This is a genomic window from Clostridium ljungdahlii, from assembly GCF_001636845.1.
Lineage (GTDB): Bacteria > Bacillota > Clostridia > Clostridiales > Clostridiaceae > Clostridium_B > Clostridium_B ljungdahlii_A.
In genome coordinates this window covers 1-25,266 of the sequence record NZ_LITT01000064.1, presented here as the reverse complement: position 1 = coordinate 25,266, position 25,266 = coordinate 1, and the positions used below count along the sequence as shown (strand labels likewise).

Here is a 25,266-nt window from a genome sequence, read left to right as displayed (position 1 = left end):
TATTCATACAATATAATGAATTTAAATTTTCATTATATTAAAGACGTGTATTATATGTTCTACAATGTCTTCGTCACAACTAAAATTATCCTTATTTATCCAAACTACTCTTTTATCTTTTCTAAACCAGGTTAACTGCCTTTTGGCATAATTTCGGCTTCCCTTTTTTACTAAGTAGATAGCTTCATCTAAGGTAGAATTTCCATTTAAATAATCTAAAATTTCCTTATAGCCTATACCCTTCATGGATTGCATATCAGGGGTATATCCCATGGATTTTAGACTTTTAACTTCATCTATAAGGCCATTTTCCATCATTAAATCTACCCTCTTATTTATTCTATCATATAATTTAGCCCGATCCATAGTGAGTACAAAATAATATATGTTATAAGGTATGTCATATAAATTGGTATTTGCGTTGTACTCACTTATAGTTTTCCCTGTGAGTTTATACACTTCCAGGGCACGTATAACTCTTTTTAAGTCATTTGGATATAATCTTTTGTAAGAATCTATGTCTACCTCTTTCAAAAGGGAATGTACGTATTCCTTCCCCTTTTCTTCTGCTAAATTTTCCAGGCATTCTCTATAGCTTTTGTCTGTTTTTGCATCTGTAAAATTGTAATTTAAAATGAGAGAATTTATATAAAGTCCAGTACCACCCACTACCATAGGAAGTTTATCCTTTTTACATATTTCATCTATTGCATTTTCAGCTAAGGCTTTGTACTCAGATACGTTAAAATTCTTATCTGGTTCAATAAAATCTATTAAGTGATGGGTAATCCCCTGCATTTCAGCTTCTGTAACTTTAGCAGAACCTATATCCATATACTTGTATATTTGCATGGAATCTGCAGATATTATTTCACCCTTTAATTTTTTAGCAAGTTCTATAGATATATGAGTTTTTCCAACTGCAGTCGGTCCCGAAAGTATAAATAAGTTTTTCATGTCTCTCCTCATTGTATTCTTTTGAATTTTTTCTCCAGATCATTTAATGTAAGTTTTATTATAGTGGGCCTTCCGTGGGGACAGTTAAATGGGTCATCTATAAAGCGCAGTTCTTCAATTAAATGATTCATTTCTATTTCTGAAATGCTAGAATTTGCCTTTATGGCAGCTTTACAGGCAAGGGTTGCAAGTGAAAGATATTTAACTTCCCAGGTATTGCCTGATCCCATGTTTTTTAAATTATCTAATATATCCATAAATAAATTTTTCATATCAGGTTTTCCAAGTATCATAGGTACTTCTCTTATACTTATTGTATTATTTCCAAATAATTCTATATTAAAACCAGTTTTTTTAAATAAATCTCTATTTTCTATAAAACAATTATAATCTTTAATTGTAAGTTCCATTACTACAGGAGTTATTAAAACTTGGGATAATACCATACCCTTTTGTATGCTCTTTTTATATTTTTCAAATAGAATTTTTTCATGGGCTGCATGCTGGTCTATCATATAAAGATTACTGTTATCTTCTGCTATTATATAGGTACTATGAAATTGTCCTATTATTCTAAGTGGTGGAAATTTAGCTACTCTAGTTTCTTCTGGTTTATTTTTAGATACTGCATTTTCTTTAGCAGTAAAAGATACCTTAGGTTCTTTTACAAATTCATTTTTATTTGAGCTTTCTTTACTTTTTTTAAATAAGCCAGGCTCATTTTTTTCTACATAAATCCCCTCATTTGGAGATCTCAAATCTATTGGTATTTGAACTTCCTTAATTTCAGTTTCAGTTTTTTTGGGCTTTAAATCATCTTCCTTTAAATCAATGGTAAAGGAATCCTTTAAGCTTTCCCTTAAAGCCTCGTGAATTGCATCAAATACAAATTTAAATACCATTCTGGAGTCGCTGAATTTAACTTCCCATTTGGCTGGATGCACATTTACATCTACAAATTCAGGAAATATATCTATGAACAATATAAAAAAAGGAAATTTATTTATGGTTAAGAATGATTTAAAAGCCTGCTCTGCAGCAGAAGTTATGGATTTATTTTTAACATATCTCTTATTTATGAATATACTTTGGTTATTTCTGCTTCCCCTGCTTATTTCGGAGTTACCTATGTATCCAAAAATTGAGATAACATCGCTGTGCTTTTCCACAGGAATTATATTTTCATATATATTTTTCCCATATACGCATCGTATAACATCCATCACTTTTCCCGTACCATAAGTTGTCAAAGCCTTTTTCCCATTTTTAAAAAATTTAAAGGATATGTCTGGGTTGGCAAGAGAAAGTCTTGTTACTATGTCCGATATACCTGCAGCTTCCCTACTTGGGGATTTTAAGAATTTTTTCCTGGCAGGCACATTGAAAAACAAATCCTCTACTAAAATTGTAGTCCCTTTGTTACAGCCAATTTCTTGAGTTTCCTTTAAGGCTCCTCCACTTATAATTATTTCATTTCCCACATCAAAACCTTCTGCTTTACTTTTAAGCATGGTGTTTGATACGGAAGCTATGCTGCATAGAGCCTCTCCACGAAACCCTAAAGTACTTATTTTATCTAAATCCTCTACAGTGCTTATTTTACTTGTGGCATGAGGCATAAAGGCTTTTTTTATATCCAAAGGATGTATTCCCCATCCATCATCTATTATTTTTATGGATTTTTCTCCACCATCTTCTATTTCTATAGTTATGTTCTTAGCTCCAGAGTCTATGCTATTTTCAAGAAGCTCTTTTATTACAGATGAAGGGCCTTAAACTACTTCTCCAGCGGCAATTTTATTTGAAGTATTTTCATCAAGTAAATTTATTCTTTTCACCATACATCATTCCTTATGACTAAGTTTTATCTTATGGACTTTGCTCTTCTTATTATATCATAAAGTTTATTAAATCCGTCCATAGGAGTCATGTTTAGTATATCTATATCTGTAATATCTTTTACTAAATTTGTTTTTTCTATATCTGAAAATCCCAATTGTCTGGTTGGTTCAAGTATAGGAGCTTTTTCTATAATTGTCTCCTTATTTTTGAGAGGAGTTTTTTTCTCATTTATTGAATACTCTACATCTAGTGCAATTTCAGAATCAGCACGTTTATTTTCTTTTAGTTTTTTACTTTCAAGGCTATTCAATATTTCTCCTGCTCTTTTTAAAACTTCTTCTGGAAGTCCTGCAAGCTTTGCAACCTCTATGCCGTAGGATTGGTCGGCTCCTCCCCTTATAATTTTTCTTAAAAAAACTATATTATCCTCCATCTCCTTAACGGATACACAGTAATTTTTGACTCCATCTATCTTACCTTCTAATTTAGTTAGTTCATGATAATGGGTGGCAAATAAGGTTTTACATTTTAGTTTGCTGTTTTTGCATATATATTCTATTACCGACCAAGCTATGCTAAGACCGTCATAAGTACTTGTTCCACGGCCTACTTCATCCAGTAAAATCAAACTCTTATTAGTTGCATTTTTAAGTATGTTTGAAACCTCCCACATTTCCACCATAAAGGTACTCTTTCCCGATGCCAGGTCATCTGATGCACCTATCCTTGTAAATATCTTATCACAAACAGATATGGAAGCATTTTTTGCTGGCACAAAGCTGCCAATTTGGGCCATTATAACAATCAAAGCTATTTGTCTCATGTAGGTAGATTTGCCTGCCATATTAGGTCCTGTTATTAAAAGAAGTTGATTCTCGGAAGTATCTATGTTTATGTCGTTTGATATAAATTCTCCAGAGTCAATCATCTTTTCTACTACAGGATGTCTACCTTCTTCTATAATTATGTTATCTGAATTTGTTATTTCAGGTTTACAATAATTATTTTCTATAGCAACTCTTGCAAGGGAGCTTAAGCAGTCTACTTCTGAAATTATTTTAGCGGATTTTTGCATTCTATCTACTTCATTTTCTATTTTATCTCTTACCTCTATAAAGACACTATATTCTAGATTTATAAGTTTTTCCTCTGCACCTAATATTTTATCTTCCATTTCTTTTAATTCAGGGGTTATGTATCTTTCTGCATTTGTAAGAGTTTGTTTTCTTATATATCTACCTTCTGGTACAAGATTTAAATTACTTTTAGTAACCTCAATATAATAACCAAATACTTTATTATAACCTATTTTAAGAGATTTTATTTTAGTAACTTCCCTTTCTGAGTTCTCAAGAGAAGCTATCCATTCCTTACCATGAGCCTTTATTTCTTTAAGTTCATCTATGTCACTGTTATATCCTTTTTTTATAAGGTTGCCTTCCTTTAAAGATATTGCAGGATTATCTAATATAGATTTATCCAAAAGTGAATATATGTCCTTTAGTTCATCCAAGTTTTCGTACATATCCTTCAATAATTTTGTATGAAAATTGGATAGTATGGATTTTACTTCAGGTATTTTTTCTATAGAGTTTTTTAAAAAATTCAACTCTTTTGCATTTACACTTTTAGAAGATATTTTTCCAACTAATCTCTCAATATCATATATGTTTTTTAAAGCCTCTTTTAGATCTTCATGGTAGGATATATTATTTGAAATTTCTTCTACAGAGTCCAGTCTTTCTTCTATTTTAACCTTATTTATAAGGGGCTGTTCCAGCCATCTTCTAAGCTGCCTCCCTCCCATAGATGTATTTGTTTTATCTATAACCCATAGGAGAGATCCCTTTTTATTATTTTCTCTTAAGCTTTCTGTAATTTCTAAATTTCTTCTGGAATTCCCATCTATAGTGAGGTAATCTACTATATTGTAATAGGAAAATTTATTTATATGAGATAGATCATTTTTTTGAGTTTCCCTTATATATTTTAGTAGAGAGCCGCAGCATTTTATAATTTCATTACTATAATTTTCCCCTGCAAAATTTTCAAACTGATCCTCTAACATATTTTTAGTTTCGTCTGAAAAATAGCTTTCATCTAATTTAGTGAATGAACCATTAAAAATATCCTTCATTTTATTCAATAGATCAATACTTATACTATCTTGAATCACTAGTTCACTTGGAGAATATTTTGATATTTCATCTAAAATTATAGATAAATTAAAAGGAGTGTCCGTACAATTGAATTCTCCAGTGGATACATCTGCAAAGCACAGTGCAGAAATATTTGTCTTGGTATTTATGTACAAACACGCTATATAATTATTCTTATTTTCTTCTAAAAAAGTAGAGTCCGTATAAGTCCCAGGAGTTACAACCTTGATTATGCCCCTTTTAACTATACCTTTTGCTAGAGCAGGATCTTCTAGCTGCTCACATATAGCTATCTTATATCCTTTGTTTATAAGTCTTCCTATATATGAATTTGCGGCATGGTAGGGTATTCCACACATAGGAGCCCTTTCTTTTAGGCCGCAGTCTCTACCTGTAAGCACTAATTCAAGTTCTCTAGATGCTATTTTTGCATCTTCAAAAAACATTTCATAAAAATCACCTAATCTAAAAAACAGTATACAGTCTTTATAACTTTCTTTTACCTCCATATACTGCTGCATCATTGGAGTTAATGCCACTTTACTGTCCTCCTTGCTACTGTATTTCCTCACCTAAAAGTGAGAAAGAAGTTGCTTTTGTTATTTTTACTTTAACTAATTTGCCTATATCTTTTTTATTACCTTCAAAGTTTACCAGCTTACCTGATCTTGTTCTACCTGTAAGTTTTGTAGTATCATTTTTACTTGTACCCTCTACTAATATTTCTTCCGTTCTTCCCTCGTAAGCTTTATTTTTTCTAGCGGAGGATTCATTTATAACTTCAACAAGTCTATTAAATCTTTCATGTTTTATATCTTCTGGAATCTGCTCTTCAAAATCATAAGCAGGAGTACCTTTCCTTTTGGAATATATAAAAGTAAATGCTGAATCATACTGTACTTCTCTTGCAAGATTTAATGTTTCTTCAAAATCCTCTTCCGTCTCACCTGGAAAACCAACTATTATATCCGTAGTAATACCGGCATCTGGCACTTTTTCTCTTATCTTTTTAACAAGATTTAGATACCCTTCCTTTGAGTAGTTTCTGTTCATTTTTTTTAGAAGAGAAGTTGAACCCGACTGAACAGGAAGATGTATTTGTTCACATACTTTACTACACTCAGCTACTGCATCTATTACATCTTCAGTTAAATCTTTGGGATGGGATGTCATGAATCTAATTCTTTCAACACCATCTATAGAATTAATTCTCCTCAAGAGATCACTGAAACTTACTTTAGGTTCTAAAGTTTTACCATAGGAATTTACATTTTGTCCAAGGAGGGTTATTTCCTTATAACCTTTTGAAATCAATTCTTTTATTTCTTTTTCAATATCTTCAGGTTTTCTGCTTCTCTCTCTTCCTCTTACATAGGGAACTATGCAGTAGGTACAAAAATTATTACATCCATACATTATTGTAACAAAGGCTTTTACATTACTTTCTCTATCTATTGGAAGCCCTTCTACAATTCCAGATTCTTTGTCTTGTATTTCAATTACAGATGTATTTTCCTGCTGAACTCTATTTAAGTATTCAGGAAATTTATAAGAATTATGAGTCCCAAATATTATATCTACAAAAGGAAATCTTTTGATTATGTTTTTTGCCATGTCTTTTTGCTGCATCATGCATCCACATATGGCTATTATGAGATTTGGATTTTTAATCTTTAGCTTTTTGAGCATTCCAAGATTTCCATATACTTTTAGTTCTGCATTTTCTCTTACACAGCAGGTATTAAATATAATTAAATCTGCAGAAGATCTATCTTCTGTTCTTTTATATCCTAATCTTTTTAACATACCAGATAATTTTTCAGAATCCTCTTCATTCATCTGACAGCCCCAGGTTTCAATAAAGAAATTTTTAGTTGCCTTTTCTATGTTATTTATCATGTATTATAACCTCCGATAGTCTTAGCTTTACACTGTATTATAACATAATAAGTAACTGAAAATAAACATAATTCATTAAGATTGTTTTCAATGGACTATGTTTATCTTACTTTTAATATAATAGCAGAACTTTGTAAATATAATATTTTAAAAATCCTGTAGCTAAGTACTTGATAATATAGATTTGAGTTCTGTATGCTCTTACTAGTTTCCATATTGTATCAGAGTCATAAAATTCTTTAATATTATTATGTTTTATTAAAGTATTAATCCATTTAACTAGTTCTATGCTATTCATTATATTTAAACATTATATTTAAATATTAAAAAAGAGCTTATTTAAGCTCTTTTTTAATATTTTCAATCACATCTTTAAAGGCCTGTTTTAATATATCATCCATTACTTTAAAATTAATATTAACTTCATCAGGTTGGCAGTCAATATAATTGATTCTAACATCTTTAGAATCACCATTTATAGCGGTCCCTTTCAGCAATACATCTATCATATTTTTTTCCCTTTTAAATATTAGTTCATCACTAAATATTTTAATTCTAGCAATAATGTCATTAGATTCATTTAATTTTATCATAATGTCTCCATTAGAAATTTCACATATATTTTTTAAATTTTCTTGAAGAATATCAAAATATTCAATTATAAGCTTACTAGTTTGACTTATTCTATTTCTTAATTCTGTTTCATAGTTATATTTTTTATTAAGAGTGCGAACTAAATCATATAAAAACACTTTTTCTGCTTCATTTGACATTTTAAACATCTCCTTCATTTTTCTAACTTATTTTTAACATATATCAAATGCTTCATCATATATTTTTTCCTTTTATTTATCCACTGACATATTTTGTTTAGCATAAAATCTAAATGCAGCAGTGGCATAATCTCTGATAAGGTTTTTTATATTATTACCTCCATCTATGTAAAAATTTTATTTAATCTCATAATTTTATTTTTTAATATATTATATGAATACACTTATATTTCGCTTCCTGAAATATCTAATTCGCCGTACTTTGTATTTTTTAATGCATTTTTGTTTACTCTGAAATCAGAATGTGATAACATGACTTTAACTTTCATAGCTCTTTAAATTTAAGTATAATAAATATATAGAATAAATTTCGTATTCAGAATTATACAATAATAAAGTTTTTATTGAAAAAATCATTCAAAAACTTTATTATTGTAATATATCTATTTATAAGGTGGCGATAAATAGATATTTGTATGACAAAATATTTACTTAAGGGGGTTTTTTTATGAAAATAAATTTTTCAGAAAGGGCAAATGGTTTAAAAGCATCTGAAATAAGAGAGCTTTTAAAATTAACAGAGATGCCTGAAGTCATTTCTTTTGCCGGAGGATTACCAGCACCGGAATTATTCCCTGTAGACGGAATGAAGAAAGTTACTCAAGAGGTTTTGGAAAAGGATGGACAAGTTGCTTTACAATATAGTACAACAGAAGGTTTTAAGCCTTTAAGAGATATAATAGCAAAGCAGAGAATGTCTCGTGAAGGTGTAGATGTAACTGGAGATGATATAATTGTAACATCTGGATCTCAAGAAGGAATTGAATTTTCAGCTAAGATATTTGTAAATGAGGGAGATACTATAATATGTGAAAGCCCAAGTTATTTAGGTGCTATTGGTGCATTTAAAGCTTATCGACCTAATTTTACTGAAATAGAGATGGATGAACATGGTATGATAATAGAAAAATTAGAAGAAGAATTAAAGAAAAATAAAAGAGTTAAAATGATATATACAATTCCAGATTTTCAAAATCCAACAGGAATAACTATGTCAGATGATAGGAGAAAGCGTATTGCAGAGCTTGCTAAAGAATATCAGGTTCCTGTAATTGAAGATAATCCATATGGAGAACTTATTTTTGAAGGCACTACACATCCATCTATAAAAAGTTTTGATAAAGATGGCTGGGTAATATACCTTGGAACATTTTCAAAAACTTTTTGCCCAGGCTTGAGACTTGGTTGGATATGTGCTGCACCTGAAATACTTGAAAAATACGTTATTATAAAACAAGGTGTAGACTTGCAGTGCAGTACTTTAGATCAAAGGGCAGCTGCACTTTTTATGCAAAAGTACGATTTAAATGAACATGTGGAAGAAATTAAAAAAGTATATGGAAAACGCAGAAAGCTTATGCTGGAAAGTATGGACAAGTATTTTCCAAAAGAAGTTAAACACACAAATCCTTATGGAGGACTTTTCACTTGGGTTTATTTAAAAGAAGGTTTAGATTCTGCTGAAATATTAAAAGAAGCTCTAAAAGAAAATGTTGCCTATGTTCCTGGAGGTCCTTTCTTCCCAAATGGTGGACATAAAAATCACTTTAGATTAAACTACTCATGTATGTCTGAAGACAAAATCGTTGAAGGAATCAAAAGATTAGGAAAAGTTCTTGCTAAATACTATTAATATATGAATAAAACCACTCCCTTTGGGTTAAACTTCTCTTAAGGGAGTGGATAATATGTATGATATAAAAGATTTTGAAAAATTACAAGAGAGAAAAAATAAGCTAAGGGCTGATTGCATTGGAGACAGGAGTTATTTTAAAAGCACTTATTATGAAAGTATGTTTCAATTTAAGTCAATGCACATTCCTACAGAAAGCTTAATTAAATAGAAATTTTTAGCTTAAATTATCTTTAGCTTGGTTAAAATTAATAGTTGGAGGATAAATTATATGAAATTATCAAACAGAATTTTAAAGATGCAATTTTCACCTATTCGTAAATTGGCACCTTATGCAGCTGAAGCTAAAAAGAGAGGTACAAAAGTTTATCACTTAAATATTGGACAACCTGATGTACGTACTCCTGACATATTTTTTAAGGCAATTTCAAATTTTAAAGAAAATGTGCTTAAATACACTGAATCACAAGGAATGGATGCACTTCAAGAAAGTTTTATAGAATATTATAAAAAATGGGGTACAGAATTTACAAAAGATGAACTTTTGATAACTAATGGTGGAAGTGAGGCCATAATGCTTACTTTTATAACTTTATGTGATCCTGGTGATGAAATACTTTCACCTGAGCCTTTTTATACAAATTATAACGGATTTGCACAAGTTGCTTCAGCTAAAATGGTTCCTTATTTAACAAAGGCTGAAGAAGGATTTCATTTACCACCTAAAGAAGTAATAGAAAGCAAAATAACTAATAAAACACGTGCTCTTATGATTTCAAATCCAGGAAATCCAACTGGAACAGTGTATACTGCAGAAGAACTCAGGATGCTTGGAGATATAGCTAAAGAACATGATTTATTCTTAATTGCAGATGAAGTTTATAGGGAATTTGTATATGATGGATTAAAATATACTTCAGCCCTTACTTTGAAGGACATTGAAGACAGAGTAATAATCGTAGACAGTATATCAAAGCGTTACAGTGCTTGTGGTGCAAGAATTGGTCTTGTAGCTTCAAAGAATAAGAACCTTATTTACAATATAATGAAATTATGTCAGTCTAGACTTTGTGTACCTACAGTAGAGCAGATAGGTGCTGCAGCTTTAAAAGATACTCCAGAAAGTTACTTCATTGAAACTAGAAAAGAGTACCAAAAAAGAAGAGACATACTTATGGATGGCCTTAAAAAAATACCTGGAGTTGTATGTCAAAAGCCAACAGGTGCTTTCTACATAGTTGCTAAGTTACCTGTTCCAGATGCAGAAGATTTTGCTAAATACTTATTAACTGAGTTTAGTAAAGATGGTAAAACTGTAATGGTAGCACCAGCAGGTGGTTTCTATGCTACTCCTGGTCTTGGAAAAGATGAAGTGAGAATATCTTATTGTTTAAATTGTGATGATTTAAAAGATGCTATGGGTCTTCTCAAAGTAGCACTAGAAGAGTATCAAAAGTTAAAGAATAAATGATTATAAAAAAATTTCCATAATTATTTATGGAAACTTTTTTTTCTAATATCCAGTTATACCTTTCACTTTCAATACGAAATCCCATGCTAGTATATAATTGTAAGGCTATATAATTAGAGCTCTTTACTTTTATTATTATTTTATTAAATCCACTGGAGTACATCATTTTTAAAAGATAGATTAACAATGCCTTACCATATTTTTTCCCCCTAAATTGTTTTAATATACCAAAATTCACTATAACAGGTACATCATTTTCCATTATAATTTGACCATAACCTATATACTCATTATTTTGCTTTAGAAAAATTGCCCCTCTTTCAAAATAGTAATCTTGAGCTTCATCAAAATATATATCCTCTAAAGTCAAAGGAATTCTCGTATCAGCTTTAAATATTTCATTTTGTATTTCACATCTTTTTTGTTCATCCTTTCCCTTTTGAAATATTTTGAATTGAAGCTTTTCGTCAAAAATTAACGGTATATTTTCAAGTAAATTCTTATAAAGGGTTAAAGTTCCCTCTCTTTTTTTAAATCCAATACTTTTTAATAAGTTGAAATTATAATTATTGTTTTGACACATATATTTTATAGTACAAGGCTCTTTTATAGTGTTTATTAGATACTTATAAGGCAAACTATCTGGTGCAATGCAGTTGCATAATACATTCATGGCGTTTATAGTACGCATCTTATTATAAGAGACATCAGACCAAATATAGCCTATATAGTGTAAATCTTTTTTAATAAGTTTTACCCTTCTTCTTAAAATTAGCTGCTTAGCAAAATTATACCTATCATAGGTTTTAAAAAAATCCTCGTTTACAGGATTAAATAAATATCTTTTATTGTTTAACTCCCTAAAATACTTTAGATTCTTGTTTGTTAGTTTCACGCATTTATACATACTCTATTTTTCCCCATAGGATTGTTATTTAATATAAGTATAAATTTAAAATAAATCTTGGTCAAATATATAAAGAGACCATCTCAGGTGATGATCTCTTATATATTTGAAGCTTTTACTTCTACAACTTGCTCAAATATACCTCTCTTTATTTCAGTTGCTGTCATATTTCTGGCATGGAACTTTTCAGTCATATAATTACATGCATCCCAAGGATTTATTTTACTTCCGCAGGTAAACACATCTACGGCGGCATAACCAAGTTCAGGCCATGTGTGAATAGTTAAGTGAGATTCAGATATTATTACTACTCCACTTATTCCTTGAGGCTTAAATTCATGAAAAGCAACTTCTCTAACTTCGGCACCTGCCTTTATCGCAGAATCAATCATAATTTTTTCTATAAAATCTTTATTATTTAATATTTTAGCATCACATCCATAAATCTCTGCTAAAATATGTCTTCCTAATTCATGCATGCTTTAATTTACCCCCTTAGAAAAAAATACAACAATTAAATTTTATCAAAAATAAGAGAAAAGTCAATATAAATATAACTATTAAAATATTAGTTTACAATAGCTCTATTTAATTAAATATTGCTCTTATTTCCTATGTATATTGTATAAGAAATTAGAATTTATACATAGTTTTTATTTTCTAATCCTTACTTCAGGGTAGTAAATTAAAAATACTTAACTTAGATTTCATCTACTTCTTTTATACTTAAAGCTATTTTTTCGCTATCTTTATTTACTTCAAGGATCTTTGCTTTTATTTCCTGACCTATTTTAAGTACATCTTCTGGTTTATCTATTCTCTTATGGCTTATTTGGGATATATGAACTAATGCATCTACACCTGGCTCTAATTCAACAAATGCACCAAAATTTGCAAATCTGACTACTTTACCAAGAACTACATTGCCGACAGGATATTTTATGTCTACGTTGATCCATGGGTCTTCCATGAGCTTTTTTAGAGATAAAGATAATTTTTTCTTTTCTCTATCAATGTCTAAGATGTAAACTTTAATCTTATCTCCAATTTTTAAAACATCACTTGGTTTTCCAACTCTTCCCCAGGAAAGTTCAGATACATGTAGAAGCCCGTCAACTCCTTGTACATCAACAAATGCCCCAAAATCAGTTAATCTTCTGACTTCACCATCTACTACAGTATCTTTTTCAAGCACATTCCAAGTCTGTTCTTCCATTTTTTCTCTTTCCATTCTCAAAAGGTCTCTTCTTGAAGCTACTATTCTGGTACCTTTCTTTTCTTCTTTAAATTCAATTATAGTTACATCAAGTTCTTTATCTACATATTGTGAAAGATCATCTACATGATATAATTCTACATGAGAAGCAGGTATAAAGACCCTAGCACCTTTATAATTGGCAACAAGACCTCCATTTACAGCTTCTTTTACAATAACCTTTAATACCTGATTATTTCCATTAGCTTCTTTTAATTCTTTATAAGCATTTTCCCTCTCTAATTCTATCTTAGATAATACCACATATCCATCTTCATTTTGTCTTCTTATTACTTTAACATATAATTCATCTCCACAATGAATTAATTCTTCTAAGTTGTCACTTTCATTTTTTGTTATTTCACGTTTTGGAAGTACACCTTCTGATTTATATCCTATATTTAAAAAAACTTCTTTTGGATTTACAGATATTACTGTACCCTTAATTTTTTCACCTAATATTATTTGTGTATCATTTTTGTCCATATAAGATAGTTGCTCATTTAGTTCTAAATTTTTGTCATCACTCATTTTTAAAATTGCCTCCTTTATTATCCAATCTGGTGTTGAAGCTCCTGCTGTAACACCTATAGTTTTAATTTTATTACAGTTACTTATATCATCAGGTATTTCTCCTGAATTTTCAACATAAATAGTATTATTGCAGTTATCTTTACATATTTCATAAAGTTTAGTGGTATTAGAGCTATTTTTGCCACCTATTACTACCATCATATCTACTTCTTTAGAAATATCTGCTGCTGCCTTCTGACGAAATTCTGTGGCACTGCATATAGTATTAAAAGCAATAAATTCTTTGCACTTTTTAGCTACTATACTAAGTACTTTTTGCCAGTTAGATTGTTTCTCCGTAGTTTGAGAAACTATACACAGTTTTGATGGTAATTTTCCCAAATTAGAGCCATCTTTAGATATAAAAGCCTTATTTTCACACCATCCATTTATTCCAATTACTTCAGGATGATTTTTATCTCCTACTATTAATATAGAATACCCTAATTTATAATATTCTTGTACTTTTCTTTGTATATTTAAAACATATGGGCAAGTTGCATTTACTATGTTTACTTTTTTGTTTTTTAAAGTAAAAAATATTTTTTCGGGAACACCATGAGAACGTATTATAACCACATCATCTTCCCTTAGATTATCTATATTATTTATTTCTATAGGATATATACCTTTTTCCTTTAATTTATTTACTACATCACTATTATGAATCAAAGGACCTAAAGTATATATTTTTTTATTAAATTTTTTTTGAGCCTTTAAGGATTCTTCTACAGCTCTTTTTACTCCAAAGCAAAATCCAGATTTGTCTGCTAAAATAATGTTCAATTTTATCACCTTAATTATTTTATCTATGTTCTTCAATATATTTTTTTATATAGGATGAAATTATTTGTACAACTTCAGAAAGAGAGAGAAAAGATGAATCTATCTCTACAGCATCTTCTGCCTTTACAAAAGGTGAAGAGGACCTATGTGAATCTATATGATCTCTTTTAATTATATCATTTAGTATTTCGTCATAGTTTACAGATATATTTTTTTCACTCAGCTCATTATATCTTCTTTTAGCTCTTTCCTCTGGACTGGCAGTTAGAAAAAATTTTAAAGGTGCATTTTTTAAAACAACACTGCCAATATCTCTTCCATCCATAATTACATTATATTCCCCTGCCATCTTCTGTTGCAACTTTACAAGTAATTTTCGAACATCAGAAATTGCAGCATAATTGGATACAGTATTACTTATTGTAGGATGCTTTATACTTTCTGTTAAGTCTTCCCCATTTACAATTAACTTCTCTCCTTCAAAATGCATTTTAAGTGATTTTGTGATTTCACATACTCTATTTACATCTGTGTAACTTATATTTTGTCTTATACACATAAGAGTAACTGCTCTATACATAGCTCCTGTGTTTATGTACATAAAATTAAATTTTTGGGCTACGATATTTGCTATGGTGCTTTTACCTGCAGCTGCAGGTCCATCTATTGCTACAGATATTTTCAAAATGTTATTCCGCCTTTCTTAAAATAGTCAATATAAGGATAAAAATTTGTATATCTACATTCTATTATAATTCTATATAAAACTATAAAATCCTTTATTTTATGATCTTATATAAAATTAGTTATTTTCTTAAATATGCCCAATATCATTTCCTGCTAAAAAACCAGTAGATAAAGCAATTTGCATGTTAAATCCTCCCGTATAAGCATCTACATCTATTACTTCTCCACCAAAATACAAGTTTGAAACTATTTTAGATTTCATATTAGATGGATCTATTTCTTTAACAGTTATACCACCAGAAGTTACTATAGCTTCAGCTATAGGGCGAAGTCCTTTTATATTCATTGATAAATTTTGAAGCAAATTTACTAATGTATGTCTTTCAAATTTTGTTATAGAATTAACTTTTTTATTTGGATCTATATTACTCAAACTTACAATTACATCTATTAACTTTTTAGGAAGCAGGTCATCTAGGGAATTTTTAAAACTTTTATTTGAATACTTAAAAAAGTCCTTTTGTATTCTTTTATCTAATTCTTCAAAGCTAAGTGCAGGCTTTAAATTTATAACTGCCTTTAAATTATGTTTGTTCTCTACAACTCTACTCCCACTTAATACTATAGGCCCAGAGATGCCAAAATGGGTAAACAACATTTCTCCAAATTCCTCATATAATGTATTTTTTTTAGGATCTATTATACTTAGCTCTACATTCTTTAAAGAAAGTCCTTGAAGAGATTTGATCCAATCATCACTTATTTCTATTGGTACTAAAGCGGGATTTATAGGTGTTATAGTATGGCCTAAATCTTTTGCCATTTTATAACCATCCCCGGTAGAACCAGTTTGGGGATAAGACATCCCCCCTGTACACAATATAAAATAGTCGCCTTTCATTATGGAGCTATCTTGAAGCTGAATTGATTCTATACGATTTTCTCTACAGATAAATTTGATAACCTGGGAGTTTAATTTTATAACAACCTTTTTTCTAAGCAATTCTTTTTCCATAGCACCAATTAAGTCTGAAGATTTATCAGATTCAGGAAAAACTCTATCTCCTCTTTCAACTTTCAATTTAACTTTTAAATTATTGAAAAAATTTATAGTATCATTGTTTGTAAACGAATAAAGAGAACTGTATAAGAAATTCGGATTTCGAGGAATATAATCAAAAAATTCACTTATATCTTTTGAATTAGTTATATTACACCTTCCTTTTCCGGATATAAACATTTTCTTACCTAACTTGTTGTTTTTTTCAACTAAAACGACATCATTATTTTTTGCTGCATTTATGGCTGCCATCATACCGGAGGGACCACCACCAATTACTATTACTTTTGACATTAATCTACACACCTTATTTTCTCATATATAATACATATAGCACTTCTATTATAGTAATATACTATAATCATTTATTCAATATAAATATGATATATATTGATAATAAGGCATTTTCAAAGAAATAACTAATCAGTATGCTAGCCTATTTTTTATCATACTGCGTCGGTAGAACCCTTAGATAGGATTCACTATCTGCGGAACCTGCCTCCTTGTCTGATAAAAGATATTCGTCGCATCTTTGACTTGTTATTTTCTTTCAAATGCCTAATCTAAAATGGACAAATTCAAAATAAATTCGTCCCTTGTAGAAAATTCATTTTTAATTTTGTTCTCTAAAAGAATATACTTGGTATTCTTTCCAAATGTCTTCTAAATCTGAAAAAGTGGAAGATATTTTATCCTTTTCTTGCATACCTACAGCTACGATTAAAGCATTGATTACACTTAAAGGTGCAACTAGTGAATCTACAAAAGAAGCCATATTACTCTGAGCTATTAATGTGTAATCTGCTCTTGCTGCAAGTGGCGATAGAAGACTATCTGTAATAGCAACTACTTTTGCATTTCTACTTTTAGCAAATGTTAAAGATTCAATAGTTCTTACTGCATATCTTGGAAATCCTATACCTATTACTAAATCATCTCCAGTTAAATTTATCATCTGTTCAAAAATATCACTTATTCCATATCCAACAACTTTTACATTATCCAATATCAAATTTAAATAAAATCCTAAAAAATCTGCAATTGCAGTGGAACTTCTAAGACCTATTATATATATTTTTTTAGCTTTGAATATGTTTGTAATTACATCGTCAAAAGTTTTATGATTTATCTTTTCTAGTGTAGCTCTTATATTTTCCATATCTGATTTTAAAACACTTTTTAATGGACTTTCTTGACTTACAAAATCATTTGACAATTCAATTCTTTGCACTGTAGTTAATTTATTCTTTATTAGTTCTTGAAGAGATTTCTGCAATTTAGGATATCCTGAAAATCCAAGTTCATTTGCAAATCTAACCACTGTTGATTCACTTACACCTACACTTACACCTAATTTAGCAGCTGTCATAAAAGCAGCTTTATCATAATGTTTTAATATATATTCAGCTATTAATTTTTGTCCTTTACTCAATCTAGGAAATTTAACTTGAATTGTTCGTATCAGGTCATGGTTGTCAACATTCTCCATTTGCTTCATTCCTTTCTTTCATTGCTATAATTATTGCAATATTTACTTCAGTTTAACATCTATTGACCAAATTTTCAATAGATTATTCATTTGTTTATCTAATTTTTCCCTTAATTTTTTGTATATTCCTTGATAATTGATACTTTTATTAGGAATAAAGCAATACACAAATTTAATTTTTTATATATTTTATTTCATCATCATTCAAATATCTCCATTTTCCTTCTTCTAAATTTCCTACATTTATATTACCTATAGAAATTCTAGTCAAAGATATTACAGGATGGCCAATGGCATCACACATCTTTCTTATTTGTCTGTTTTTTCCTTCATGTATTTTTATCCTAACTTTGGAATTATTCTTGCTCTTATTTATATTAAGTATGTTAAAATCTGCTTTGGCTGTTATATAGCCATCTATATTCACTCCATTTTTAAATTTTTCTATATCTTCCTTTGAAGGGATTCCCTTTATAACTGCAACATAGACTTTATTTTTCTCCATTTTAGGATGTGCTACTTTATTGTACACTTCTCCATCGTTAGTAAGTATAATGATACCAGAAGTGTTATAATCCAATCTACCTATTGGATATATTCGTTCTTTTACTTTGACAATATCTAAAATAGTATTCCTTCCGCGGTCATCCTTAACTGTAGAAACATATCCTGTGGGTTTATTCAATAGTATATATACTGTTTTGCTTTCTTTTTCAATTTCTGCATTATCTACAGTAATTATATCTATCTTGTCATCAATTTTTGTTCCTAAGCTTTTAATAGTTACTCCATTTACTTTAACCCTTCCCTGCAATATTATGCTTTCACATTTTCTCCTTGAAGCTATACCACAGTAAGCCATATATTTTTGTAATCTTTCTACCATAATTAACACCTACCTATAAGTTCTTCAATTCACAGCTCATAATTTATGTATACAATATAAATAATCCTCAATGACATTGCCATTAAGGATTATTTATATTATTCCATTTCCTGTATACTTATTTGTCTTATATGTTTTGTGTGATTCCACTCTTTATTATTCTTGTCCAATATACCCTGTATTGTTATAGGTATCCATGTTAAGGTATAGATACCATATAAAAGATACCATATAAAAACTTTAAAACAATTTTTACCACATAATAAAGATACACCTATTAAAAACACTAAGAGATATAATATATTTCCAATTAACATTTCATAGAAAGTTGGAGACGTAAATACATATGAAAGCACAATTATATTTAAAGAATACAATGCAAATACAGAAAACATTTTTTTAGAAAGTTTACTCTCTAAAAGCATTATTAAGGGAGTAAATAGAAACTGAAATATACTAAAAATTTTCCATTCAATCGATGAAAACAGCGAATTTATAACAAATATATTTAGGCCATGTGGATTGTTGTTTTGCAGTATAGTTAAGAGTGCTGAAACTCCAAGTAATAAAGTTACAAAAGGTTGTATTGTATATATTGCACAATCAAATGCTGTAAAGCTTCTGTTTACAATAGATTTTTTTATAAGCTTAAAGAAAAACCTAGAAGCAACATCAGTAAAACCCTGCATCCATCTTTTCCTTTGAGTCCAAGATTGTTTTAAGGTCAAAGGTTTTTCATCATAAACTATTGCATTGTGAGCCCAACCAACTTTTTCGCCATTTAATACTAGTTTGCATGTAAACTCCAAATCTTCAGTTAAGCAAGTAGCACCCCAACCTAATTTCTTCAATATATCTGTTTTCATACAAAATCCAGTTCCACCTATTTGAGTTGACAATCCAAGATTTGATCTAGAAAGTTGAAAAAGTCTGTTTGTAGACCAGAAAGAAATTGAATAGGAACCTGTTATCCATGAATCATTTGGATTTTTGCTATCTATGTAACCTTGAACAACTTTATATCCTTTGCACAATTTATAATTCATTTCAGTTAAAAAATTTTTTGAAACTAAATTATCTGCATCAAAGATAGCTACTGCATCGTATTTACGATCCATTTTAAATATTTTGTTAAACATCCACTCAAGAGCATAACCTTTTCCTTTTTTATCAGGAACTTTTCTTTCGCATACATTAACACCGTATTTTTTTGATATAGATGCAGTATTGTCGTCACAATTATCTGCAATCACAAAGATATCATACATATTTTTAGGATAATCAATGTCTTTTAAGCTTTCTATTATTTGTGCAATTACCATTTCTTCATTATGAGCTGCCACTAAAAGTGCAAAAGTATTTTTAGGTGTGCATTTTTCAGCGCCATTATCCTTTTTTTTGTATAATCCAAATAGAGAAAGTATTAGGTAGTAAGATGCAAGTATACAAACTAATATTTGGAAAATAAATGTAGAATTAAAAATAAACCCTTTCATCATAAAATCCTTCCTTAATATATTTACTCTATTATTTTATATAACGAATAAACATAATTATCGTATATCATAATACCACAAATTTTTAGTCATACTGTATTTGTTGTAATATTCTGATTAATATATATATCCATACTATAATTTTTTTTAATAGTCAAGTGACTTTGTATTACTAAAAAATATAATTTGCATATTTTCAACTATGTTATAATTATCCTGAAACATAGATATTTTAAGGGGTGATAAAATAATGGAACATATAATAAATTGTAAAGGTCTAAAATGTCCTCAACCAGTAATAAATACTAAAAAATACTTTGATTCCATAGAAAAAGGAACTGCTACTGTTGTTGTGGACAATGAAGTCTCAAAAAATAATGTATGCAAGTTTGCTAAGAGCAATAGTTTTACTGCCAAAGTAGAACAAAAGGAAGATCTATTCTATATAACTATTAAAAAAGATGCTAGTAATTGTGAGCTATGTGAGTCTAATCAACAGAAACTGACTATAGTTATATCAAATAATAAACTTGGACTTGGCGATGATAAACTTGGGACCACTTTAATGAAAAGTTATCTATATGCGCTGAGTGAAAGTGAATATCTTCCAACTAACTTAATATTTTTAAATGGTGGTGTAAAACTAACAGTAGAAGGTTCCGATTGCATTGACAATTTAAAAGTGCTCGATAAAAAAGGAGTAAGCATATACAGCTGTGGAACTTGCCTTGATTTTTATGGTGTAAAAGAAAAATTATCTGTAGGTGAAATAACTAATATGTATGATATAGTTGAAAAAATGAATTCTTCAGATAAAACCATAAAGCTGTAATTTAAGCTTTTACATTCACCTGTTCATCAGATATAATGAAAAGTTACTTATTTCTTTTCATTATATCTGATTGAATTACAACACGCAGTTTAATAATTAAGCACCTTATTAATTTTTAGTGCAAAAAAGTTAGGTCATATATATCTTTTCTTCTGTTTTTAATAATGGGTAAAGACTCTCTAACATCATTTATATAGTCTAAGTCTAATTCAGATATTAGTATTCCCTCTTTTTCATCTAATATATCTGTTATTGTTCCCCAAGGATTTACTACAAGAGAATGTCCATAAGCTACATAGGAATAATTTATATCTCTAGCAGGTGATATTCCTGCTATGTAAATTTGATTATCCACTGCCCTGCTTCTAAACAAAAGTTGCCAATGATCTGGACCAGTAGTCATGTTAAAAGCTGCTGGAATAAATATTATTTTAGCACCATTAAGAGCCATTAATCGTATGAGTTCAGGAAATCTTATGTCATAACAAATCGCTATACCTATCTTTCCCCATTTTGTATCTATTATTGTAATTTTATTACCTGGAGTTAAAACTTTAGATTCTTTAAAAGTCATCTTATTTTTTATATCTATATCGAATAAATGTATTTTCCTATATTTGCCTATTAAATTTCCATCCTTATTGAATACAAAGGAAGTATTATAGACATTCCCCTTATGGTCAAGTTCTGGTATAGAACCTCCTATTAAAAGTATCCTTTTTTCTCTTGATACAGAGGAAAGCATTTCTAATGTATCTCCATAACAATATTCTGCTTCTGCATATTCTCTAAAATTTTTGATGTCATAAGGACAGTTAAACATTTCAGGTAGAACTACTATATCTGCCCCTTTATCGGTAGCTTGTACTATCATGCTTTTTGCTTTTTCTATATTACTTTTTTTAGAACAACTTAAAACTTTCATTTGGCATAAACCTATTTTTACCACAAAAACACCTCTTAAAATTAAATCATTTCATTTAATTGTTAAAATATATTATAGCCATAAGTTGTATAATTTATATTATAACATTAACTCTAATTTATTACTCCAGACTATTTAAGTTTTCGAAAAAATTTCATAATTTAATAATGCTTATACGATTATTGTTTTTAAAATTACTACAAAAAATCTATTGCTTAAAAATAGGTAAAATTATATAATTTTTATGATATTACTATAGATAAGAGGGAGATTATTTAATGAAACAACATTCACTTTCAAGGACTGAATTATTAATTGGTAAAGAAGCTTTGGAAAAATTGAAAAACAGTACAGTGGTTATATTTGGATTAGGAGGCGTAGGTAGTTTTAGCCTTGAGGCTATAGCCAGAGCAGGTATAGGCCACATTGTAATTGTAGATGATGATACTGTTTGTTTAACAAATATAAATAGACAAATACAAGCTAACTTTCATACAATAGGTAAATATAAAGTAGATGTTTTAAGAGACAGGGTTTTAGATATAAACCCTAATTGTAAAATAGAAGCTTACAAGACCTTTGTAAAGGAAGACAACATAGATGAAATCATACCAGATAAAACGGATTATGTAATAGATGCAGTGGATACTGTATCTTCCAAAATATCCTTAATAATGTGGTGTAAAAAACACAATGTTGATATAATAAGCTGCATGGGTACTGGAAATAAATTAGACCCTACTAAATTTAAGATAGCTGATATATATGATACGAAAATATGCCCTTTAGCTAAAGTTATGAGGCATGAACTTAGAAAAAGAGATATAGATAGGGTAAAAGTACTTTATTCAGAAGAAATCCCTAGAAAGCCCAAGATAGATGAGGTTGTAACTTGTAAGGAAGGATGTGTATGTGCAGGAGGATCTAGAAAATGCCTTGCCAAACGTCAGATACCGGCTAGTAATTCTTTTGTACCTCCTGTAGCAGGAATGATAATAGGTGGAGAGGTTATAAAAGACATAATAGATATGTAAACTTATATAAAGATACAGACTTTAACTACTTATATTTTAGTCTGTGTCTTTTTAATTTGTAAAGAAATATAGCATTAATCTTGTGTGTATTTACCATATATGTTGTCTAGATCACTTTTGTAATTGAAATTGGTAAACATGCTTAGTGAATTATCATATTTTTCTTTTATAGTTTCTGGTATATATTTTATATTAGTGCCTTCTATTATTTTTCTAATAGATAATCTTCCAGCATCTATACCCCGTTTAAAATAAGGTACAAGATCTTTAGAATAAAAAGAATACAATGGCTCTATATCTTTTCCATTGTGAGCCATTATAACATGGAATTTTTTTTCTTTTGTAAAATTCATCATGTATTTTATATATTCTAGATTTACACAAGGCATATCACAGGCTATAAAAAATGTATAAGGTGACGAGGAGTAATTAAGTCCTGTAAATATTCCACCTGCAGGTCCATATTCTTTTTTTAAGTCTTCTACTACAGTATATTTTATATTTCCAAATTTGTATTTGTTTTCGGCTACAAAAAACACTTCATCAAATATATTTTCTAATTTTTCAGCTGTTAGTTCTATTAGAAGTTTATCTCCCATTTTTATTTTACTTTTATCAAATCCCATTCTACTACTTTTTCCGCCACACAAAATTGCTGCTGTATATTTTTCTTTCAATTTTTTCCCTCCTAAATTCTTTATATTTTATATTTTATCATTTATTTTTTGTAATATCTAGTTTGGTTTACATTTTTTTAATTTACATAATATTTATACTGTTAACTAATTACATTTATAAGACAAATATAAGATTTTACTAAAAAAATTCATTCATTTTTATCAAAATCTTATATACTATAAATATATATATGCTACTATATATTTATACTACAAATTTAGCTAGAAGGAGACTTTTTAAAATGTTTGATTCTAAATACAAACCTATGGACAAAATACTATGGAAAGGCAGAGTTGATAGTGAAACTAATTTTGATGCTTTCAGATGGCATCAATGGATTAAATGCATTGATTTAAGAAAAGATAATCTTTCTCCTTATACTGGTAAGCTGGGATTTGGCTTTATTGGATTCTGCTGTGATGAAGGTGTAAGACGTAATAATGGGAGAACAGGTGCTTCAAAAGGTCCGGAAAGTATTAGAAAAGAAATGGCAAACCTTCCTTGCTTTTTTACAAAAGACGTTAATTTATTTGACTTTGGCAATATTATTTGTGATGATAATTCTTTAGAAGAAAGTCAGGAACTACTTTCAAAAGCAGTATCTAAAATATTAAGTTTAAATCTCTTCCCCATAATTCTAGGTGGAGGCCATGAAACTACTTTTGGAAATTACAAGGGAGTATTAAATCACTTAAGTAACCATACTAAAGCTCCAGACATTGGCATTGTAAATTTTGACGCTCATTTTGATCTCAGACCTTATAAAAAAGGTTCCAGTTCAGGAACAATGTTCAGACAAATTCACGATCTCAATGTAGACAAGGGAATTGACTATTCATATTTTTGCATGGGTATACAAAATCACAGTAACACTGTAGATCTTTTTAAAACAGCACATAAATTTGGAGTAAAATATGTACTAGCCAAAGATGTAACTAACGATACTGAGTGGAATACCTTAGATAAGCTGAATGATTTTATTAAAAAACATGATGATATTTACATAACAATATGCTCTGACGTATTTACTTCATCTTACGCACCTGGAGTAAGTGCTACCCAATCTCTAGGACTTGACCCAGAAAAAGTTTTAAAATTCTTAAAATACATATTAAAATCCAACAAAGTAGTAAGTTTTGACATATGCGAGGTTTCTCCTAGATTTGATCAGGATAAAACTACGGCAAATTTAGCTGCTGTCATAATATTTTCAGTAGTAAATACATTATGTACAATAAATAATCTATTTGTAGGTTATTAATGATTCAATCTAGTAAACATACATTTAAAAGAAAAGCTAACCTTTTTGATGTTAGCTTTTCTTTTAAATAAAAATTTTAAAATTAATACATGCGCAGATAGATGTCTTGATTTTATTAATGGTAGTTAATCATAAAAGCTATACATAGTGTAAAGAATGCAGCAATATAAACTAGTACTATAAAGCTCCATATAAATTTTAACCATTTTCCAAAGGAAACTTTTGTATATGCTAAGTAACCAACTACAACGGCTACAGTTGGAAAAGCCAAATGTGCAAAACCATCACCAAATTGGAAGGCTAATATAGCAATTTGTTTGTTTAAATGTATTATTTCGGATAATGGAATCATGATTGGCATAGTAGTCATAGCTAATCCACTCCCAGAAGGAATTAAAAATGTTAAAAGTGATTGAATTATAAACATTAAAAATGAACTATGGAGAACTTCTTGTATTTTAAGTATTTTAAAATTACTGCGGATGCAGGTTATGAAAGTGAAGAAAACTATGTTTATGTTAAAGAGAACGGACAGTTATCATATATTAAACCAGCAAATTATGAAATATCAAAAACAAGAAAATATAAAAATGATATAAGCCG

General features: G+C 29.3%; 21 protein-coding genes and 2 pseudogenes. 7 read left to right on the top strand and 16 right to left on the bottom strand.

What is annotated here, in order from left to right; translation table 11 throughout:
• Positions 1–21: 21 nt before the first annotated feature.
• The 5 genes and pseudogenes from miaA to WY13_RS19005 all read right to left on the bottom strand — a co-directional run bounded on the left by miaA (position 22) and on the right by WY13_RS19005 (position 7,630).
• Positions 22–957: a tRNA (adenosine(37)-N6)-dimethylallyltransferase MiaA gene (gene miaA, locus WY13_RS19025; RefSeq protein ID WP_063557137.1), complete on the bottom strand. Its 936-nt coding sequence runs from the start codon at positions 955–957 to the stop codon at positions 22–24.
• 8 nt (positions 958–965) lie between these two features.
• Positions 966–2,795 (bottom strand): annotated as a pseudogene (gene mutL / locus WY13_RS19020) (DNA mismatch repair endonuclease MutL).
• A gap of 26 nt (positions 2,796–2,821) precedes the next feature.
• Complete coding sequence (mutS, locus tag WY13_RS19015; RefSeq protein ID WP_063557136.1) at positions 2,822–5,497, bottom strand: DNA mismatch repair protein MutS; 2,676 nt, start codon at positions 5,495–5,497, stop codon at positions 2,822–2,824.
• A 16-nt stretch (positions 5,498–5,513) separates the two neighbouring features.
• Positions 5,514–6,857 carry a tRNA (N6-isopentenyl adenosine(37)-C2)-methylthiotransferase MiaB gene (miaB, locus tag WY13_RS19010; protein ID WP_063557135.1) on the bottom strand — a complete coding sequence of 448 codons (1,344 nt, stop codon included), beginning with the start codon at positions 6,855–6,857 and terminating at the stop codon, positions 5,514–5,516.
• 335 nt (positions 6,858–7,192) lie between these two features.
• Entirely contained in the window at positions 7,193–7,630 is a 438-nt protein-coding gene (locus WY13_RS19005; protein WP_063557134.1) for a hypothetical protein, read from the bottom strand.
• A gap of 508 nt (positions 7,631–8,138) precedes the next feature.
• On the opposite strand from WY13_RS19005, the gene WY13_RS19000 reads away from it, so the two are divergent.
• From WY13_RS19000 to WY13_RS18995, 3 genes are read left to right on the top strand one after another with little or no spacing between them, the layout of a single operon-like run.
• Positions 8,139–9,323 (top strand): PLP-dependent aminotransferase family protein, encoded by a 1,185-nt coding sequence (locus WY13_RS19000; protein WP_063557133.1) that lies wholly within the window; start codon positions 8,139–8,141, stop codon positions 9,321–9,323.
• A 55-nt stretch (positions 9,324–9,378) separates the two neighbouring features.
• A complete protein-coding gene (locus WY13_RS21425) occupies positions 9,379–9,534 on the top strand; it encodes a hypothetical protein (RefSeq protein WP_192845061.1) in 156 nt (51 codons plus the stop codon).
• Positions 9,535–9,594: 60 nt separating this feature from the next.
• Positions 9,595–10,794 carry a pyridoxal phosphate-dependent aminotransferase gene (locus WY13_RS18995; protein WP_063557132.1) on the top strand — a complete coding sequence of 400 codons (1,200 nt, stop codon included), beginning with the start codon at positions 9,595–9,597 and terminating at the stop codon, positions 10,792–10,794.
• On the opposite strand, the gene WY13_RS18990 is transcribed toward WY13_RS18995, so the two are convergent.
• The 8 genes from WY13_RS18990 to WY13_RS18955 all read right to left on the bottom strand — a co-directional run bounded on the left by WY13_RS18990 (position 10,751) and on the right by WY13_RS18955 (position 19,933).
• Positions 10,751–11,701, bottom strand: coding sequence for a GNAT family N-acetyltransferase (locus WY13_RS18990; RefSeq protein ID WP_063557131.1), 951 nt, complete (start codon positions 11,699–11,701; stop codon positions 10,751–10,753). The genes WY13_RS18995 and WY13_RS18990 overlap by 44 nt on opposite strands.
• Before the next feature lie 98 nt (positions 11,702–11,799).
• Positions 11,800–12,180, bottom strand: a complete 381-nt coding sequence (gene speD, locus WY13_RS18985) for an adenosylmethionine decarboxylase (protein ID WP_063557130.1) — start codon at positions 12,178–12,180, stop codon at positions 11,800–11,802.
• Positions 12,181–12,401: 221 nt separating this feature from the next.
• Positions 12,402–14,315: a bifunctional 4-hydroxy-3-methylbut-2-enyl diphosphate reductase/30S ribosomal protein S1 gene (locus tag WY13_RS18980; protein WP_063557129.1), complete on the bottom strand. Its 1,914-nt coding sequence runs from the start codon at positions 14,313–14,315 to the stop codon at positions 12,402–12,404.
• Between the two features lie 19 nt (positions 14,316–14,334).
• Positions 14,335–15,000, bottom strand: a complete 666-nt coding sequence (gene cmk, locus WY13_RS18975; protein WP_063557128.1) for a (d)CMP kinase — start codon at positions 14,998–15,000, stop codon at positions 14,335–14,337.
• Between the two features lie 129 nt (positions 15,001–15,129).
• On the bottom strand, positions 15,130–16,356 hold the full coding sequence (locus tag WY13_RS18970; protein WP_063557127.1) for an NAD(P)/FAD-dependent oxidoreductase: 1,227 nt from the start codon (positions 16,354–16,356) through the stop codon (positions 15,130–15,132).
• A 319-nt stretch (positions 16,357–16,675) separates the two neighbouring features.
• Positions 16,676–17,551, bottom strand: a complete 876-nt coding sequence (locus WY13_RS18965) for a MurR/RpiR family transcriptional regulator (RefSeq protein WP_063557126.1) — start codon at positions 17,549–17,551, stop codon at positions 16,676–16,678.
• A 172-nt stretch (positions 17,552–17,723) separates the two neighbouring features.
• Entirely contained in the window at positions 17,724–18,437 is a 714-nt protein-coding gene (locus WY13_RS18960; RefSeq protein ID WP_063557125.1) for a pseudouridine synthase, read from the bottom strand.
• A gap of 98 nt (positions 18,438–18,535) precedes the next feature.
• Positions 18,536–19,933 (bottom strand): glycosyltransferase family 2 protein, encoded by a 1,398-nt coding sequence (locus WY13_RS18955; RefSeq protein WP_063557229.1) that lies wholly within the window; start codon positions 19,931–19,933, stop codon positions 18,536–18,538.
• 250 nt (positions 19,934–20,183) lie between these two features.
• Here WY13_RS18955 and yedF point away from each other — a divergent pair, with 250 nt between their 5' ends.
• Complete coding sequence (gene yedF / locus WY13_RS18950) at positions 20,184–20,765, top strand: sulfurtransferase-like selenium metabolism protein YedF (protein WP_063557124.1); 582 nt, start codon at positions 20,184–20,186, stop codon at positions 20,763–20,765.
• A 115-nt stretch (positions 20,766–20,880) separates the two neighbouring features.
• Here the strand turns inward: yedF and WY13_RS18945 are convergent, their stop codons facing one another.
• Positions 20,881–21,714, bottom strand: a complete 834-nt coding sequence (locus WY13_RS18945) for a carbon-nitrogen hydrolase family protein (RefSeq protein ID WP_082848574.1) — start codon at positions 21,712–21,714, stop codon at positions 20,881–20,883.
• A 254-nt stretch (positions 21,715–21,968) separates the two neighbouring features.
• Between WY13_RS18945 and WY13_RS18940 the strand changes: the two genes are divergently transcribed.
• On the top strand, positions 21,969–22,724 hold the full coding sequence (locus WY13_RS18940; protein WP_063557123.1) for a tRNA threonylcarbamoyladenosine dehydratase: 756 nt from the start codon (positions 21,969–21,971) through the stop codon (positions 22,722–22,724).
• A 74-nt stretch (positions 22,725–22,798) separates the two neighbouring features.
• Here the strand turns inward: WY13_RS18940 and WY13_RS18935 are convergent, their stop codons facing one another.
• Entirely contained in the window at positions 22,799–23,401 is a 603-nt protein-coding gene (locus tag WY13_RS18935) for a molybdenum cofactor guanylyltransferase (protein WP_063557122.1), read from the bottom strand.
• A gap of 242 nt (positions 23,402–23,643) precedes the next feature.
• Here WY13_RS18935 and hutG point away from each other — a divergent pair, with 242 nt between their 5' ends.
• Positions 23,644–24,663: a formimidoylglutamase gene (gene hutG / locus WY13_RS18930; RefSeq protein WP_063557121.1), complete on the top strand. Its 1,020-nt coding sequence runs from the start codon at positions 23,644–23,646 to the stop codon at positions 24,661–24,663.
• A gap of 115 nt (positions 24,664–24,778) precedes the next feature.
• On the opposite strand, the gene WY13_RS18925 is transcribed toward hutG, so the two are convergent.
• Complete coding sequence (locus WY13_RS18925) at positions 24,779–25,090, bottom strand: hypothetical protein (protein WP_082848573.1); 312 nt, start codon at positions 25,088–25,090, stop codon at positions 24,779–24,781.
• Between the two features lie 12 nt (positions 25,091–25,102).
• Here WY13_RS18925 and WY13_RS22340 point away from each other — a divergent pair.
• Positions 25,103–25,266: pseudogene (locus tag WY13_RS22340) on the top strand (IS5/IS1182 family transposase); the annotation flags it as partial.